The organism is Actinoplanes sp. NPDC049118, from assembly GCF_040648555.1.
Taxonomy (GTDB): domain Bacteria; phylum Actinomycetota; class Actinomycetes; order Mycobacteriales; family Micromonosporaceae; genus Actinoplanes.
In genome coordinates, this window is record NZ_JBEZDY010000022.1 from 101,558 (window position 1) to 117,721 (window position 16,164).

Annotated in this window: 14 protein-coding genes; 9 read left to right on the forward strand and 5 right to left on the reverse strand. The window is 74.9% G+C overall.

Annotated elements, in window-relative coordinates:
- Positions 1-2: 2 nt before the first annotated feature.
- Both AB0B58_RS30435 and AB0B58_RS30440 read left to right on the forward strand, forming a co-directional pair.
- Positions 3-1,169, forward strand: a complete 1,167-nt coding sequence (locus AB0B58_RS30435) for a thiolase domain-containing protein (protein WP_360230503.1) — start codon at positions 3-5, stop codon at positions 1,167-1,169.
- Positions 1,170-1,177: 8 nt separating this feature from the next.
- Positions 1,178-2,812, forward strand: a complete 1,635-nt coding sequence (locus AB0B58_RS30440; RefSeq protein ID WP_360230505.1) for a GMC oxidoreductase — start codon at positions 1,178-1,180, stop codon at positions 2,810-2,812.
- A 7-nt stretch (positions 2,813-2,819) separates the two neighbouring features.
- Here the strand turns inward: AB0B58_RS30440 and AB0B58_RS30445 are convergent, their stop codons facing one another.
- Positions 2,820-4,055: a cytochrome P450 gene (locus AB0B58_RS30445; protein ID WP_360230507.1), complete on the reverse strand. Its 1,236-nt coding sequence runs from the start codon at positions 4,053-4,055 to the stop codon at positions 2,820-2,822.
- Positions 4,056-4,184: 129 nt separating this feature from the next.
- On the opposite strand from AB0B58_RS30445, the gene AB0B58_RS30450 reads away from it, so the two are divergent.
- Genes AB0B58_RS30450 through AB0B58_RS30460 form a run of 3 tightly spaced genes read left to right on the forward strand, consistent with a single transcriptional unit; the run spans position 4,185 to position 7,281 of the window.
- Positions 4,185-5,348 carry a steroid 3-ketoacyl-CoA thiolase gene (locus AB0B58_RS30450; protein WP_360230509.1) on the forward strand — a complete coding sequence of 388 codons (1,164 nt, stop codon included), beginning with the start codon at positions 4,185-4,187 and terminating at the stop codon, positions 5,346-5,348.
- A gap of 26 nt (positions 5,349-5,374) precedes the next feature.
- Entirely contained in the window at positions 5,375-7,102 is a 1,728-nt protein-coding gene (locus AB0B58_RS30455; RefSeq protein WP_360230603.1) for a hypothetical protein, read from the forward strand.
- Entirely contained in the window at positions 7,099-7,281 is a 183-nt protein-coding gene (locus tag AB0B58_RS30460; RefSeq protein WP_360230511.1) for a hypothetical protein, read from the forward strand. The genes AB0B58_RS30455 and AB0B58_RS30460 overlap by 4 nt, the downstream gene beginning before the upstream one ends.
- Here the strand turns inward: AB0B58_RS30460 and AB0B58_RS30465 are convergent.
- The 4 genes from AB0B58_RS30465 to AB0B58_RS30480 form a co-directional block, all read right to left on the reverse strand.
- The gene (locus AB0B58_RS30465; protein WP_360230513.1) at positions 7,266-8,447 is read right to left on the reverse strand and encodes a glycosyltransferase family 4 protein; all 1,182 of its coding nucleotides are present in this window, start codon (positions 8,445-8,447) and stop codon (positions 7,266-7,268) included. The two genes, AB0B58_RS30460 and AB0B58_RS30465, sit on opposite strands and share 16 nt — an antisense overlap.
- A 12-nt stretch (positions 8,448-8,459) precedes the next feature.
- Positions 8,460-9,518, reverse strand: a complete 1,059-nt coding sequence (locus AB0B58_RS30470; RefSeq protein WP_360230515.1) for a DUF3068 domain-containing protein — start codon at positions 9,516-9,518, stop codon at positions 8,460-8,462.
- Between the two features lie 83 nt (positions 9,519-9,601).
- Entirely contained in the window at positions 9,602-10,393 is a 792-nt protein-coding gene (locus AB0B58_RS30475) for an SDR family oxidoreductase (protein WP_360230605.1), read from the reverse strand.
- A gap of 14 nt (positions 10,394-10,407) precedes the next feature.
- The gene (locus tag AB0B58_RS30480; RefSeq protein ID WP_360230517.1) at positions 10,408-11,598 is read right to left on the reverse strand and encodes an acyl-CoA dehydrogenase family protein; all 1,191 of its coding nucleotides are present in this window, start codon (positions 11,596-11,598) and stop codon (positions 10,408-10,410) included.
- Between the two features lie 40 nt (positions 11,599-11,638).
- On the opposite strand from AB0B58_RS30480, the gene AB0B58_RS30485 reads away from it, so the two are divergent.
- Genes AB0B58_RS30485 through AB0B58_RS30500 form a run of 4 tightly spaced genes read left to right on the forward strand, consistent with a single transcriptional unit; the run spans position 11,639 to position 16,162 of the window.
- Complete coding sequence (locus tag AB0B58_RS30485) at positions 11,639-13,195, forward strand: FadD3 family acyl-CoA ligase (protein ID WP_360230607.1); 1,557 nt, start codon at positions 11,639-11,641, stop codon at positions 13,193-13,195.
- Positions 13,192-14,034, forward strand: coding sequence for an enoyl-CoA hydratase (locus tag AB0B58_RS30490; RefSeq protein WP_360230609.1), 843 nt, complete (start codon positions 13,192-13,194; stop codon positions 14,032-14,034). The genes AB0B58_RS30485 and AB0B58_RS30490 overlap by 4 nt, the downstream gene beginning before the upstream one ends.
- Positions 14,031-15,164, forward strand: a complete 1,134-nt coding sequence (locus AB0B58_RS30495; RefSeq protein WP_360230519.1) for an acyl-CoA dehydrogenase family protein — start codon at positions 14,031-14,033, stop codon at positions 15,162-15,164. Before AB0B58_RS30490 ends, AB0B58_RS30495 begins: the two co-directional genes overlap by 4 nt.
- Positions 15,161-16,162 (forward strand): acyl-CoA dehydrogenase family protein, encoded by a 1,002-nt coding sequence (locus AB0B58_RS30500; protein ID WP_360230521.1) that lies wholly within the window; start codon positions 15,161-15,163, stop codon positions 16,160-16,162. Before AB0B58_RS30495 ends, AB0B58_RS30500 begins: the two co-directional genes overlap by 4 nt.
- Positions 16,163-16,164: the final 2 nt, after the last annotated feature.

The following is a 16,164-nucleotide window of genomic DNA, read 5'->3' on the forward strand; positions in this document are numbered from 1 at the left end:
CGGTGAAACGGGCAGCCGTGCTGGGTACCGGGCAGACACACCACCGGACGCGGCGCACGGACGTGTCGATGGCCGGGTTGTGCCGGGAGGCGATCGACCGGGCGCTGGCCGACGCGGCCACCGACTGGTCGCAGATCGACGCGGTCGTGCTGGGCAAGGCGCCCGACCTGTTCGAGGGCGTGATGATGCCCGAGCTGTTCCTCGCCCAGTCGATCGGCGCCGCCGGCCGCCCGCTGCTGCGCGTGCACACGGCCGGCTCGGTGGGCGGCGCGACCGCGATCGTGGCGACCAGCCTGGTCCGCGCCGGCGTGCACCGGCGGGTGCTGGCGGTCGCCTTCGAGAAGCAGTCCGAGTCGAACGCCATGTGGGCGCTGTCGATCCAGCCGCCGTTCACCGCGCAGCTCGGCGCCGGGGCCGGCGGATACTTCGCGCCGCACATCCGCGCCTACATCCGCCGCTTCGACGTGCCCGCACACGTCGGCGCGCTGGTCGCGGTCAAGGACCGGCGCAACGGGGCGCTCAACCCGTACGCACACCTGCGCCAGAGCGGCATCACCGTGGAGTCGGTGCGCGAGTCGCCGATGCTGTGGGACCCCGTCCGCTACGACGAGACCTGCCCGTCGTCCGACGGCGCCTGCGCCGTCGTCATCGCGGACCAGGCCGCGGCCGAGGCGAGCGACCGCCCGGTGGCCTGGATCCGCGCGACGGCGATGCGCACCGAGCCGACCTCGTTCGCCGGCAAGGACCACGTCAACCCGCGCGCCGGCGCGGAGGCCGCCGCGGCGCTGTGGCGGGCGGCAGGCATCACCGACCCCCTCGACGAGATCGACGTCGCCGAGTTGTACGTGCCGTTCTCCTGGTTCGAGCCGATGTGGCTGGAGAACCTCGGGTTCGCCGAGCCCGGGCACGGCTGGAAGCTCACCGAGTCCGGCGAGACCCGCATCGGCGGGCGGCTGCCGGTCAACCCGTCCGGCGGCGTGCTCTGCTCCAACCCGATCGGCGCCTCCGGACTGCTCCGCTTCGCCGAGTCGGCCATGCAGGTGATGGGCCGCGCCGGCGAGCACCAGGTGCCCGGCGCCGGGACGGCCGTCGGCCACGCGTACGGCGGGGGATCCCAGTTCTTCTCCATGTGGGTGGTCGGGTCCGAGCCGGACCACCGGGCGAAATGAGGAAGGCCATGGCAGACAGCACGATCAGCCGGCGGCAGGTGCTGCGGATCAGCGCGCTGGGCGCGGGAGCGGCGGTGGCGCAGGGCGTCCTGGGCGCCGAAGGCGCGCTGGCGGCGTACGGCGCGGTGCCCGCCCTGGCCGGCAAGACCGCCGTGGTGGTGGGCAGCGGCTTCGGCGGCGCGGTCGCCGCGTACCGCCTCGCACAGGCCGGCGTGGTCACCACGGTGCTGGAACGGGGCCGGCGGTGGGTGCTGGACGGCTCGGGCACCACGTTCTGCACGATCGGCAATCCGGACTGGCGCTGCGCCTGGTTCAGCAACCATCCGCCGCTGGGACTCGACGTGAGCAAGACGATCGAGCGCCGGGCCGGCCTGATCGCCAAGCACGCCGGCGACGGCATCACGGTCCTGTCCGGCGTCGGGGTGGGCGGGGGCTCGCTGGTCATCGGGATGTTCATGCCGCAGCCGCGCCGCGCCGACTGGGAGAAGGTCTACCCGACCGACATCCCGTACGACGAGATGAACAACGTCTACTGGCCGCGCGCCCGGCAGAACCTCGGCGCGGCGACCATACCGGGCGACGTGCAGAGCGCACCCGGGTACGCCGGCGCGCGGGCCTGGCTGCAGTACATCGCCGAGTTCGGCAAGACGCCCGTTGCGGTGCCGTTCGGCGTGAACTGGGACGTGATCCGCAACGAGCTGGCCGGGCGGGTGACGGCCTGCCACACGATCGGCGAGGGCCCGTTCGGCAGCAACTCCGGCGCGAAGAACAGCGTCGACCACAACTACCTGAAGTGGGCCGAGGCGACCGGCAACGTGCAGACCCTGCCGCTGCACGAGGTGACCGAGATCCGCGAGGTGTCCGGGCAGGAGCGGTTCGAGGTCGCCTGCCGGCAGATCGACGAGTACGGGACGGTGCTGGCCGGCAAGGTGCTCAGCTGCGACTACCTGTTCCTGGCGGCGGGCTCGCTGGGCTCGACGTCGCTGCTGCTGACCTCCCGGGCGCACGGCAGGCTGCCCCGGCTGGTGAGCACCGAGGTGGGCAAGGGCTGGGCGAACAACGGCGACTTCCTGGTCGCCCGCCTCAACCTGCGCAAGGCCGTCGGGTACGCCCAGGGCGGCCCGGGCAACGTGAAGTTCTACGACGACGCCAACCCGTACGCACCGGCCGCCATGGCCTGGGAGGCCGCGCCTATCCCCCGCTGGCTGGGGCCCACCACGGCACACCTGGTGACCAGCCTGGCACCCGAGCGGGGCGAGATCCGCTACGACCCGGCGACCGACGCCGGGAAGGTTTACTGGCCGTACGGCGCGATGGACACCTCGGCGGACAAGGCGGGCCGCGACCTGGTGACCCGGCTGTGGTGGCAGACCGAGGGCAGGTCCGGCCACCTGTTCAACGGCCTGCCCACCTATGACCGCGGCACCGGCATGGGCCTGGGTTCGGCCAACACCTACCACCCGCTGGGCGGCATGGTGATGGGCCGGGCGACCGACTTCGGCGGCAGGGTCGCCGGCTACGCCAACCTGTTCTGCGTGGACGGTTCGCTGCTGCCGGGCTCGACCTGCCTGGCCAACCCGTCGCTGACCATCGCCGCCAACGCGGAGCGCTGCATGGACCGGTTCATCGCCGAGCACGCCTGAGGCGTGCTCAGCGGTACTGCACCGGCAGGCGCTTGATGCTGTTCAGCCAGCCGGAGCGCAGCCGCTGCGCCGGGCCGGCCAGGCTGATGTCGGGCATGTGGTCGGCGATGGCGTTGAAGATCAGGTCGATCTCCAGCCGGGCCAGGTTGGCGCCGAGGCAGAAGTGCGCGCCGCTGCCGCCGAACCCGAGGTGCGGGTTAGGGCTGCGGGTGATGTCGAACCGTTGCGGGTCGTCGAAGACCTCCTCGTCGAAGTTCGCCGAGCCGTAGAACAGCGCCACCCGCTGCCCGGCCTCGATGCGCCGGCCGCCGAGGACCGTGTCGTGCTGCGCGGTGCGCTGGAAGACGTTCACCGGCGTAGCCCACCGGACGATCTCGTCGACCGCGGTCCGCGGGCGCTCGGCCTTGAACAGTTCCCACTGGTCGGGCCGCTCGAGGAACGCGAGCATGCCGTGTGAGATCGCGTTGCGGGTCGTCTCGTTGCCGGCGACGGCCAGGATCAGCACGAAGAAGCCGAACTCGTCGGTGGACAGGCTCTCCCCGTCGATCTGCGCGTTGACCAGCTGGGTGACGATGTCGTTCATCGGGCAGGTCTGCCGGTCCTCGGCCATCTTCATCGCGTACGCGAGCAGCTCCATCGCGGGCGCCAGCGGGTCGACGCCGCCGCCGCCGTAGTCCGGGTCGTCGTAGCCGATCATCGCGTTCGACCAGTCGAAGACGTTGCGCCGGTCGTCCTGCGGCACGCCGAGCAGCTCGGCGATCGCCTGAAGGGGCAGCTCGCAGGCGATCTGGGTGACGAAGTCGCCGGACGGGTCGTCGGTCACCCCGGCGACGATCCGCTCCGCCCGGGCGGCCAGCGCCGCGCGCAGGCTGTTGATCGCCCGCGGGGTGAAGCCCCGGGAGACGATGGCCCGCTGCTTGGTGTGCTGCGGCGGGTCCATGTTGAGCAGCACGTAGCGCTGCATCTCGATCCGGTCCCGCGGCATGTCCGGCTGGAACCGGACGATCGCGGTGTTCTCCCAGCTCGAGAACGTGTCGCTGTCCCGCGACACGGCCATCACGTCGGCGTGGCGGGTCACCGCCCAGTAGCCGTCGTCGTCGAACCCCGCGCTGCCGCGCTCCTGCGGCACCCACCACACCGGTGCGGAGCGCCGCAGCTCGGCGAACTCCGCGTGCGGGATGCCGTGCACGTAGATCTCGGGGTCGGTGAAGTCGAAACCCTTGGGGATGCGAGGCTCGGCCACAGCTCCTCCTACAGCAACAGGTTCTACTGATTCAAGCACGTACCGCATCCCCCGCGGTATGCCTCTTGTGCTTTGATATAGGAACACGTTCTAACTTTGCCGCAGGGCTGTTCGACCGAGGAGGTCCCGGTGGGCGTTCCGGTGATCGTCGATGCCGTCCGCACCCCGATCGGCCGCCGTGGCGGGTGGCTGGCCGGGCTGCACGCCGCCGAGCTGCTCGGCGCGGCCCAGCTCGCCCTGATCCGCCGCTCCGGCCTCGACCCGGCGTGCGTGGAACAGGTCATCGGCGGCTGCGTGACGCAGGGTGGCGAACAGTCCAACAACATCACCCGCACCGCGTGGCTGCACGCCGGGCTGCCGTACACCACCGGCTGCCTGACGATCGACGCACAGTGCGGCTCGGCGCAGCACGCCGCGCACCTCGTCGCCGGGCTCATCGCGGCCGACGGCATCGATGCCGGCATCGCCTGCGGCGTCGAGTCGATGAGCCGGGTGCCGCTGCGGGCCAACCTGGGCACCGACGCCGGCCTGCCGAGGCCGGCGTCGTGGAGCATCGACCTGCCCAACCAGTACGTGGCCGCCGAGCGCATCGCCGAGCTGCGCGGCCTGACCCGGTCCGACCTGGACCGGTTCGGCGTGCGGTCGCAGGGCAACGCCGCCCGCGCCTGGGCCGAGGAGCGCTTCGCCCGGGAGGTGGCGCCGGTCGACGCGCCGGTGCTTGACGCGGACGGCCGGCACACCGGCGAGGTCCGGGCCGTCGCCCGCGACCAGGGCCTGCGGGACACCACGATGGACGGGCTGGCCCGGCTGCGGCCGATCATGGACGGCGGGCGGCACACCGCCGGCACCGCGTCGCAGATCTCCGACGGCGCCGCGGCGGTGCTGCTGACCAGCGCCGACCGGGCCCGCGAGCTCGGACTGCGGCCGCGGGCCCGGATCCGCGCGCAGTGCCTGGTCGGCGCGGAGCCCTACTACCACCTGGACGGGCCGATCGCGGCCACCGGGCGGGTGCTGGCCCGGGCCGGCATGAAGATCACCGACATCGACCTGTTCGAGGTGAACGAGGCCTTCGCCAGCGTGGTGCTCTCCTGGCAGGCCGCGCACGGCGCGGACCCGGACCGGGTCAACGTCAACGGCGGCGCGATCGCCCTCGGTCACCCGGTCGGCAGCACCGGATCCCGGCTCATCGCCACCGCCTTGCACGAGCTGGAGCGCTCGGGCCAGACCACCGCGCTGATCACGATGTGCGCGGGCGGCGCGATGTCCACCGCGAGCGTCATCGAGCGGCTGTGACCCCGGACGGCACCGCGACGCCGCCGGTGGTGGTGGTGACCGGCGCCGGCTCCGGGCGGGAACGCCTGCTGCTCTACGGCTGCGCCGCGCTGGTCGTGGCCGCCGTGCTGGCCCCGCTGGCCCGCGCCGGATACGTGTTGCGGTACGACATGGTCTTCGTACCGCAGCAGCCGCTGCGCTGGGACCTGCTCGCGCCGGGCGACGCGCCGCCCCGGGCCGTGCCGCTGGACGCCCTGGTGGGCCTGGCCGGCCTCGCCGCGCCGGGCTGGCTCCTGCAGCGGATCGCCCTGGCCGCCGTCCTCGCCGGGGCGGCGCTGGGTGCCGCCCGGCTGGTGCCGGCCGGCCGCACCGGGACCCGGCTGGTGGCGGCGCTCGCATACGCCTGGACGCCGTTCCTGGCCGAACGCCTGCTGCTCGGCCAGTGGGGCCTGCTGCTCGGCTACGCCGCACTGCCGTGGCTGGTCCGGGCGGCCCTCGACGTCCGGCGGCACCGGCCGGCCGCCGGGGCACGGCTGATCCTGGCCGCGGCGTGCGCGTCGGTGACACCGACCGGCGGGATCATCGCGCTCGCCACCGCCGTCGCGATGCTGGCCGGTTCGGCCCGCGACCGCATCCGCACACCGGCCCTGCTGGCCGCCGTCGCCGCGCTGAACGCGCCGTGGCTGCTGGCGGCCGCCGGCACGTCCGCGGCGGCTCGGTCGGACCCGGCCGGCGTCGCCGCGTTCGCGGCCCGTTCGGAGAACTGGGGCGGCACCCTCGCGGCACTGGCCGGCACGGGCGGCATCTGGAATGCGCAGGCCGTGCCGGCCACCCGCGCCGCGCCGCTGGTGCCGGTGCTCACCCTCGGCCTGCTCGCCGCCGCGGCCTTCGGCTGCGGCCGGCTGCGGCGGCGCTGGCCCGCGGGCGCCGCGACCCGCCTGGCCGTGCTCGCCGGCGGTGGCGTGCTGGTGGCGGCCGCCGGCACGCTGCCCGGTGGGGCCGGCGCGCTGCGCGTCGCCGTCGTGCACCTGCCCGGCGCCGGCCTGCTCCGCGACGGGCAGAAGTTCCTCATCCCGTACGCGCTCGGGCTCGCCCTCTGCGTGGCGCTCGGCGCGGAGCGGCTCGCCGATCGGCTGTCGGCGCGGGTCTCGGCCGGCTCAGGCCGCCTGGTGCTGCTCGGCTTCGCGCTGCTGCCCGTCGCGGCCATGCCCGACCTGGCCTGGGGCGCCGGCGGGCGGCTGCAACCGGTCGCGTACCCGGCCGACTGGGACGCGGTGGCCCGTGCGGTCGCCGCCGCGCCGGGACCGGTGGTGGCGCTGCCGATGTCGGCATACCGGGCCTTCGCGTGGAACGACCGGGCGGTGGTGCTCGACCCGGCGCCCCGCTACCTGGCGTCGCCGGTGCTGACCGACGACCGGCTTCGGGTGGGCCCTGCCGTGATCGCCGGCGAGAGCCGGGCCGCCGCCCGGGTACGCGCCCGGATCGCCGCGGGCCGCCCGGCCGCCGACGGGCGGGTGCGCTGGGTGCTGGTGGAACGCGCCGCCGGCCCGGCCGTGCCGCCGACGGCGCTGGCCGGCCTCGAGGAGGTACACCGCGGTCCGGCGCTGGCGCTGTACCGCAACCCGCGGTACCGGGCGGACGATCCGGCCGGCCCGGCACGCCGCTGGCCGCAGGCCGGACACCTGCTCGCCGCGCTGGTGGTGGCCGGCGCCGCCGGATGGCGCCTGCGAAACGGACCGGCGACCGGTCCATCCGAGAAGGAGGATGCACCATGACCCCGATCAAGACCCTGCTGGTCGGCGCCGCCGTCGGCGTACTGCTCGCCGTCGCCGGCGTCGCGGTGACGATGCGGGCGCTCGACCTGAGCGCCGAAGAGGTGGCGACGGCGGTCGTCGGCGGGACCGAGCCGGGTGCGGATCCGCTCGCGCCGCCGGAGTTCTACGGCAGCCGCTGAGGCGGCCGGATCGGCGACCCGGCGCCCAGCACCTCGGCCACCAGGGCGGCCAGCTGCCGTCCGGCGGCCGCCCAGGTGAAGCCGGCGGCGTACGCCCGCGCGGCCTCGCCCATCCGCGCCCGAGTGAGGTCGTCGGTGAGCAGCCACCGCGTCTTCGCGACGAAGTCGTCGAGGTCCTCGGCGAGCAGCCCGGTGCGCCCGTCGCGCACCGCGTCGCACACGCCGCCGGCGGCCCGGAACGCGATCGCCGGCGTGCCGTGCGCACCGGCCTCCACGATGGTCAGCCCCCAGCCCTCCTTCAGCGAGGGGACCAGCGCGACCCATCCGGCGGCGAGCAGCTCGTGCTTGCCCCGCTCGCTGACGTGCCCCGCGAAGTCCGTCCGGTCGGCGACGCCGAGCCGCTCGGCGTGCTCCCGCAGCCGCGGCTCCCACCACCCCCTCCCGGCGACTACCAGCCGCAGCCCGGGCAGCTCCGCGGCGAGCGCGGCCAGGGCGTGCAGGGCGTACTCCACCCGCTTGTGCGGCACCAGGCGGCCCAGGACGACCAGGCACGGGTGCGCGGCCCGGGCGAGGTGTCCGGCGCCGGCCCCGGCCAGGCCGTTGTGGATGATCGTGACCCGGCTGCCCGGCACGCCGAGGGTGGCCAGCTCGTCCCGGGTTGACGCGGACACCGTGACGTACCGGCAGCGGCGGTAGACCCGCGGCGCGAGGCGGGACTCCAGCCACCAGCCGAGCCGGCCGCGCCAGCCGCCGAGGACCACCGGCCACTGCTCGCGGTGCACGTGGTGCACCACCACGACGGTGGGGCACCGGGCGTAGATCGGGGAGAGGAACGGCACGCCGTTGCAGACGTCCACGATGACGTCCGGGCGGCCGCGGGCGCCGGCCGCGAGCGGGCCGAGGCGCACCCCGCCGGCCAGGTAGGCCAGCGCGGCGCGCAGGTAGACCGTGTGGCGTCCGCCCCGGCGCAGCACCCGGACGCCGGTGACCAGGGTCTGTTCGGCGGGCGCGCCGCCGTGCGCCGCGCAGAGCAGCGTCACCCGGTGTCCGCCGGCGACCAGCTCGGCCGCGATCCGCTCGGTGTACACCTCGGAGCCGCCGCCCTCCGGGTTCGCGGTGTCCCGCCAGTTGAGGAAGAGGATGTGGCGAGCTGGCTCGGCGGGCACGGCTCTGCGCGGTCAGGCCCGCGGCGCGGCGATCGGCTCGCGCTCCGGGGCGTCGTCGGCGGCGTGCGCTCCGCGTGCCGCGGCGCGGCGGCGGGAGACCAGCAGTCCGAGCACGACGGCAACGAGGCCGGCGAGCGCCAGGCCGATCGGCAGGTAGCGGCCGAGGAGCAGCAGCAGGAACCGGCCGTGTGACGCCTCGTCACCCACCGTCTCCAGGGTGGCCTGGTCGTACCGGAACGTCGCGTCGATCAGCGGGACCGGCGACCCGACGTCCGGCACCAGCTCGCGTCTCTGCTGATCGCCGTAGCCCACGATCGCGCCGGTGAGCGGCTCCACCCACAGCGTGCGGCTGGCCTGGTAGTACACCGTGCCGGTGGTGGCGCCGGGCGCGAGGAGGCCGAGCATCCCGTCCAGGGTCTCGGCGTCCGTCGCCACCTGCTGGCGCGGAATGACCTGCTCGAAGCGGTATGCCGGCAGGCCGTTGTAGGTCCCCTCGCCGCGGTACTCGATCGGCAGCGCCTGGCGCAGGGTGAAGTCGTAGTACTGATACGTCTGCTTCTGGGTGCTGAACGGGAAGAGATAGAGCTGGCCGGCGAAGGCGATGTTGCCCGGGACGCAGCCGACGTTGCGGCTCGGGTCCGGCGGCACGTCGGTGTAGCACTGGCCGCTCCACGGCAGCGCGGCGCCGGAGACCCGGTCGAGCGCGATGCGGCTCTCGGCCCGGTTGACCGGCGCGCCGGTGTCGGCCCGGTCGGTGGCCTGATACACGTTCCAGATCAAGGCCTTTTCCTGTAGGTCGCCGGTCAGCGCCGCGGCCGCCGCGGCGTCCGGCTGGATCCCGGTCCGCGAGCGCAGCCCGGCCTGCTGGACGGCCAGCCGCGGGCCTCCGCCGGGCAGCGTCCCGGCCTCCACGAAGGTCGCATTCGGCGCCTCGACCACGACATCGGGCGGCTGGACGCCGTAGGGCACCATGCGCTGCGTCGGCACGATGACCCAGACGAGGGCCGCGGCGACGAGCAGGCAGAGGCAACCGAAACCGAAGAGTGCAGCACCCGCGATCCGCCGCTTCATCGCGTCCTCCTGATGAGTAGAACGCGTTACAATTTACAGCCCTGTAACGTTTCGCGAAAGCCCGGGAGCGCGATGTCTTCGGTTCACGGGTGCTGGCTGCTGACGGAGATCACCTCGCCGGTCAGGTACGAGGCGTAGTCGCTGGCGAGGAACGCCACCACCGTGGCCACCTCCCAGGGCTGCGCGGCCCGGCCGAAGACCTCGCGCGCGGTGAGGTCGGCGAGGGTCCGCTCGCCGACGACCTTGGCGAGGAAGGGATGCGCGGCGAGGCTGGGCGCGACCGCGTTCACCCGGATGCCGTGCGCCGCGACGTCCAGCGCGGCGCACCGGGTGAACGCCATGACCCCGGCCTTGGCCGCGGCGTAGTGCGCCTGACCCGCCTGCGCCCGCCAGCCCAGCACCGAGGCGTTGTTGACCACGGCGCCGCCGCCGCCCTGCGCGATCATCCGGCGCAGCGCCGCCCGGGTGCAGCGGAAGGTGCCGGTCAGCGTGACGTCGAGGACGCGCAGCCACTCGTCGTCGGTCATCTCGGTCACCGGCCGGGTCCCGCCCAGCCCCGCGTTGTTCACCACGACGTCGATCCGCCCGCAGCGGTCGGCGGCGCCGGCGATCAGGGCCTCGACGGCCGCGCCGTCGGTCACGTCGCACGGCAGGGACCAGACCCGCTCCGGGTACGCATCGGCGAGCCGCTCCCGGGTCTCGCCGAGGCGGCGCGGATGGCTGTCGCTGAGCACCACCCGGGCGCCCTCCGCCAGGCACCGCTGCGCCACCGCGGAGCCGATGCCCGCGCCGGCGGCCGCGGTGACCACGACGGCCTTGCCGTCGAGCAGGCCGCGTCCGGGCGGCGGCAGCGGTTCCGCGGCGCCGACCGGCACGCCGTCGACCGCGGTCACCGGCGGTCCCCGCGGGGCAGCCCGAGCACCCGCTCGGCGACGATGCTCCGCTGTATCTCGTTGGATCCGCCGTAGATCGTGTCGGCCCGGCTGAACAGGAACAGCCGCCGCCAGCGGTCGACCTCCTCGTCGCCCGCGTCGGCGGCGGCACCGGCCGCGCCGAGCACCTCCATGGCCAGCTCGCCGAGGCCCTGGCGCCACCGCGACCACATCAGCTTGACCACGGACGGCGCCGACGCCTGGCCCGCGCCGGCGAGCGTCCGCAGGGTGTGCGAGCGCAGCACGGACAGGTCGATCCAGGCGCGGGTCAGCCGCTGCCGGATGACCGGATCGTCCGCCGCGCCGGTGCGCCGGGCCAGCGCCACGAGCTCGTCGAGGTCGCGCTGGAAGCCGATCTGCTGGCCGACGGTCGCCGCGCCCCGCTCGAAGCCGAGGGTGGCCATCGCCACCCGCCAGCCCTGTCCGGGCTCCCCGACGACCAGGTCCCGGTCGGTGTACGCGTCGTCGAAGAAGACCTCGTTGAACTCGCTGTCGCCGGTGAGCTGGCGGATCGGGCGCACGGTCACGCCCGGCTGCCGCATCGGCACCAGCAGGTAGGACAGTCCGGCGTGGCGGGAGCCGCCGTCGGGCACCGGCTCGGTGCGGGCCAGCACGAAACACCAGTCCGCCACGTGCGCCAGCGAGGTCCACACCTTCTGCCCGTTGAGCACCCAGCGGCCGCCGTCCAGCCGGGCCCGGGTCGATACGGCGGCGAGGTCCGAGCCGGCGCCCGGCTCGGAGTAGCCCTGGCACCACAGCTCGTCCACCGACGCGATGCGCGGCAGGAAGCGCTCGCGCTGCCGCGCCGTGCCCAGCGCGATCAGGGTCGGGCCGACCATCGTGGTTCCGATGTGGTCGACCCGGGCGGGCGCGCCGGAGCGCGCGTACTCCTCGTGGAAGATCACCTGGCGGGCGAGCGACGCACCCCGGCCGCCGTGCTCGGCGGGCCAGGCGAGGCAGGTCCACCCCGCGGCGGCGAGCCTGCGGGTGAAGGCGAGGCGCTGCGGATAGGCCTCGTTCTCCCGGCCCGCACCGCCGACGCCGCGCAGCTCGTCGGTCACGTTCGCCGCCAGCCAGTCGCGCACCTCGATGCGGAACTTCCCGTCGCCGTCCACTGGCGCCACCTCCCGCTCCGCGCGTACGCTCACCCTACCAAGCACTTGCTTGGCTGACTATCGGGAGGCCGCGGTGGGATCGACCATCCCGGCGGTCGTGGCGGGCGCGGCCCGGGACCACGCGACGGCTCCCGCGCTGGTCGAGCCGGACGGCGTCCGGCTGACCTATGGGGAGCTTCACGAGCAGGTCCGCACGGTCGCCCGCGCGCTGATCGCCGAGGGCCTGCGCCCCGGAGACCGGCTGGCGGTCTGGGCGCCGAACACCCGGCACTGGGTGCTCGCGGCGCTCGGCGCGAGCTACGCGGGCGCCACCCTGGTGCCGATCAACACCCGGTTCACCGGGCCGGAGGCGCTCGACGTGGTCCGTCGCAGCCACGCCCGCGCGCTCGTCGTGGCCGGGGAGTTCCTGGGCGTCGACCGCCTCGCCGCGCTGCGCACCGCCGCCGGGAAGGACGGCGTGCCGCTCCCCCGCATCGTGCTGCGGACGCCGACCGGTGCGCCGCAACGCGCGGACCCCGGCGTCCTGGAGTGGTCCGACCTGGCGCGCCGGGCCGGCGACGTGCCGGCCCGCGAGGCCGACGCGCGCGCCGCGGCGGTGGCGCCCGACGACGTGAGCGACATCCTGTTCACCTCCGGCACCACCGGTCGCAGCAAGGGCGCGATGAGCGCACACCGGCAGTCCCTGGCAGTGGCCGCCGCATGGGCCGGGATCGGCGGCCTGACCCCCGACGACCGGTACCTGGTGGTCAACCCGTTCTTCCACAGCTTCGGGCTCAAGGCCGGCATCCTCGCCTGCCTGGTCAGCGGGGCCACGCTGGTGCCGCAGGCGGTCTTCGACCCGGAGCGGGCCATGGCGCTGATCGCCGGCGAGCGGATCACCGTGCTGCCCGGCCCGCCCACCCTCTACACCAGCCTGCTCGACCACCCCGAACGGCCGCGTCACGACCTGTCGACGCTGCGCCTGGCGGTGACCGGCGCGGCGAGCGTTGCGCCCGCGCTCGTCGAACGCATCCGGCAGGAGCTGGGGGTGACCACGGTGCTGACCGCGTACGGGCTGACCGAGGCGGTGGTGGCCACCATGTGCCGGCCCGGCGACGACGTGCCGACGGTGGCGCACACCTGCGGGCGGGCCGCGGCCGGCTTCGAGATCCGCATCGCCGACACCGGCGGCGAGGTGCTGCTGCGCGGGCCCAACGTCATGCTCGGATACCTCGACGACCCGGACGCCACCGCCGAGGCGATCGACGCAGACGGCTGGCTGCACACCGGCGACGTCGGGCGGCTGGACGGGCGCGGCTACCTGAGCATCACCGACCGACTCAAGGACATGTACATCTGCGGCGGCTTCAACGTCTACCCCGCCGAGGTCGAACGGGCCCTCGCACGGATGCCCGCGGTGGCCGAGTCGGCGGTGATCGGGGTGCCCGATCCGCGGCTCGGCGAGGTCGGCAGGGCGTACGTGGTGCCGCGAGCCGGCCACGACCTCGCCCCCTCCGACGTCCTCGACTTCTGCCGGGGCACGCTGGCCAACTACAAGGTGCCGCGCTCGGTCGAGCTGCGGACCGGGCTGCCGCACAACGCCTCCGGCAAGGTCCTCAAATATCTGCTGCGGAAAGAGGTGTCCACCTGATGAGCGAGGAGGTCGTCCGCTATTCGCGCCGCGGTCCGGTCGCCATGGTCACGATGAACCGCCCCCGGTACCGCAACGCGCAGAACTCCGCGATGACCTACGCGCTGGACGCGGCGTTCACCCGGGCCGTCGACGACGACGAGGTCGCGGTGATCGTGCTGGCCGGCGCCGGGGACCACTTCTCGGCCGGCCACGACATCGGCACTCCCGGCCGCGACGTCGACGCCTCGTTCGACCGCCGGGCGGTGATGTGGTGGGACCACATCGCCAAGGCGGGAGCGGACCGGCGCTACGCCCGGGAGATGGAGGTCTACCTCGGGATGTGCCGGCGGTGGCGGGAGATGCCGAAACCGGCCGTCGCCATGGTGCAGGGCGCCTGCATCGCCGGCGGGCTCATGCTGGCCTGGGTGTGCGACCTGATCGTCGCGGCCGAGGACGCCTTCTTCGCCGATCCGGTGCTGCGGATGGGCATTCCCGGCGTCGAGTACTTCGCGCACCCGTGGGCGCTCGGTCCCCGGTTCGCCCGGGAGGTGCTGTTCACCGGCGACCGTTTCGACGCCCGCCGGGCGTACGAGGTCGGCATGGTCAACCGGGTGGTGCCGCGCGCCGAGCTGGAGCCGGCGACCCTCGCGCTCGCCGACCGGATCGCCGCGATGCCCGCCTTCGGCCTGGCCCTGGCCAAGCGCGCGGTGAACCAGTGCGAGGACCTGATGGGCATGCGCGCCGGAATGGACTCGGTCTTCGGCCTGCACCACGTGGCGCACGCGCACAACGTCGAGGTCACCGCGAACCCCCTCGCCGGCATGGACGCGGCCGCCATGAAGCGGGCCCGGCGGTGAACCTCGACCTGGACCCGGCCGCGCGCGCTTTCCGGGACGAGGTGCGCGACTGGCTCGCCGCGAACGTCCCCGCCGCGCCGCTGCCCGGCCTCGACAGCCCGGCGGGCAACGCCGCGCACCGGGCGTGGGAACGCCGGCTGGCCGACGCCGGCCTCGCGGTGGTCTCCTGGCCGAAGGAGTACGGCGGCCGCGCCGCGCCACCGCTGCACGCGCTGCTGTTCGAGGAGGAGTACCACGCGGCCGGGGCGCCGGCCCGGATCGGCCAGAACGGGCTGTTCCTGCTCGCGCCGACGCTGTTCACGCACGGCACCCCGGAACAGCGCGACCGGATCCTGCCCCGGATGGCGCGCGCCGACGAGGTGTGGGCGCAGGCCTGGTCCGAGCCCGAGGCGGGCAGCGATCTGGCCGCGATCCGCTCCCGGGCCCGGCGCACCGCCGGCGGGTGGCTGCTGTCCGGGCAGAAGACGTGGAGTTCCCGGGCGGTCGTCGCCGACCGCGCCTTCGGGCTGTTCCGCACCGACCCGCGCGCGGAACGGCACCGCGGCCTGACGTACCTGATGTTCGACCTGCGCGCCGGCGGGGTCACCGTGCGGCCGATCCGCCAGCTCGACGGCGACCCGGGCTTCGCCGAGATCTTCCTCGACGACGTGTTCGTACCGGACGCCGACGTGATCGGGGAGGTCGACGCCGGGTGGCGGGCGGCGATGAGCACCGCCGACGCCGAGCGCGGGCTGACCCTGCGCAGCCCGGGCCGGTTCGTCGCGGCCGCCCGGCGGCTTGTCGATCTCTGGAAGGCGGACGGCGATCCGGCGGACACCGGCCTGCGGGACCGGGTGGCGGACGCCTGGATCGGCGCGCAGGCGTACCGGATGCACGCCTTCGCCGCGCTGGACGGCCGGCCGCGGCCGTTCGCCTCCAGCGCCACCAAGGTGTTCTGGTCCGAACTCGACGTCGCCCTGCACGAGACCGCGCTGGACCTGCTCGGTCCCGACGCCGAGACGCACGCCGGCTGGACCGGCGGCTACCTGTTCTCGCTGGCCGGCCCGATCTACGCGGGCACCAACGAGATCCAGCGCGGCATCGTCGCCGAGCGGGTGCTGGGCCTGCCGCGCGCGCGGGAGCCGCGATGAGGCTCGCCCCGTCGCCCGAGCAGGAGGGCTTCGCGGCCGTCCTGCACGACCTGCTGACCGCGGCGGACCTCCCGGCGGCGGCCGCGCGCTGGTCGGACGGCGATCACGCGGCGGGCCGGGCCGTCTGGGCGCGGCTGGCCGAGGCGGGCGTCACGGGGCTCGCCGTGCCGTCGCGGTGGGGCGGCCTGGACGCGGGCCCGGCCGACCTCGTCATCGCCTGCGAGGAGCTGGGCCATCACGCGCTGCCCGGGCCGGTGGCCGAGTCCGTCGCCGCCGTGCCGGCCCTGCTCGCCGCCCTCGGCCAGGACGGACCGTGCGAGGAGTGGCTGCCCGGCCTGGCCGCCGGCCGCGTCGTCGCCACGCTCGCCGCGCCGCCCTGGCTGCCGTACGCGGTCGACGCGCACGCCGCCGGGCTGGTCCTGCTCGCCGAGGCGACGGCGGTGCGGCACGGCCGGATCGGCGCGGCGCACCCGTCGATGGACCGCAGCCGGCGGCTGTTCGAGATTTCCGCGGGCGCGCCGATCGCCGAGGGCCCGGCGGCGGCGACCGCGGTGACCCGCGCCCTGAACCTCGGCGCGCTCGCCTGCGCGGCGCAGCTGCTCGGCGCCGGCCGGGCGATGCTCGAGGCCGCCGTCGGGTACGCGACCCGGCGCACCCAGTTCGGCCGCCCCATCGGGCAGTTCCAGGCGGTGCAGCACCGGCTGGCCGACGTGGCCGTCGCCCTGGAGTTCGCCCGGCCGCTGCTCTACGCCGCCGCGGCCGCACTCGCCGGCGGCGACACCCACGCCGACGCGGACCGGGACGTCTCGGCGGCGAAGGTCGCCTGCGCGGACGCCGCACACCGGGCCGCCCGCGCGGCGCTGCAGGTGCACGGCGCCCTGGGCTACACGCAGGAACACGGGCTGGGCCGCTGGTTGACCAGGATCCGGGTACTGGCGCTCGCCTGGGGCACGCCGGCGCAACACCGGGCCCGGGTGATAGCGGAGCTGACGAGGTGACC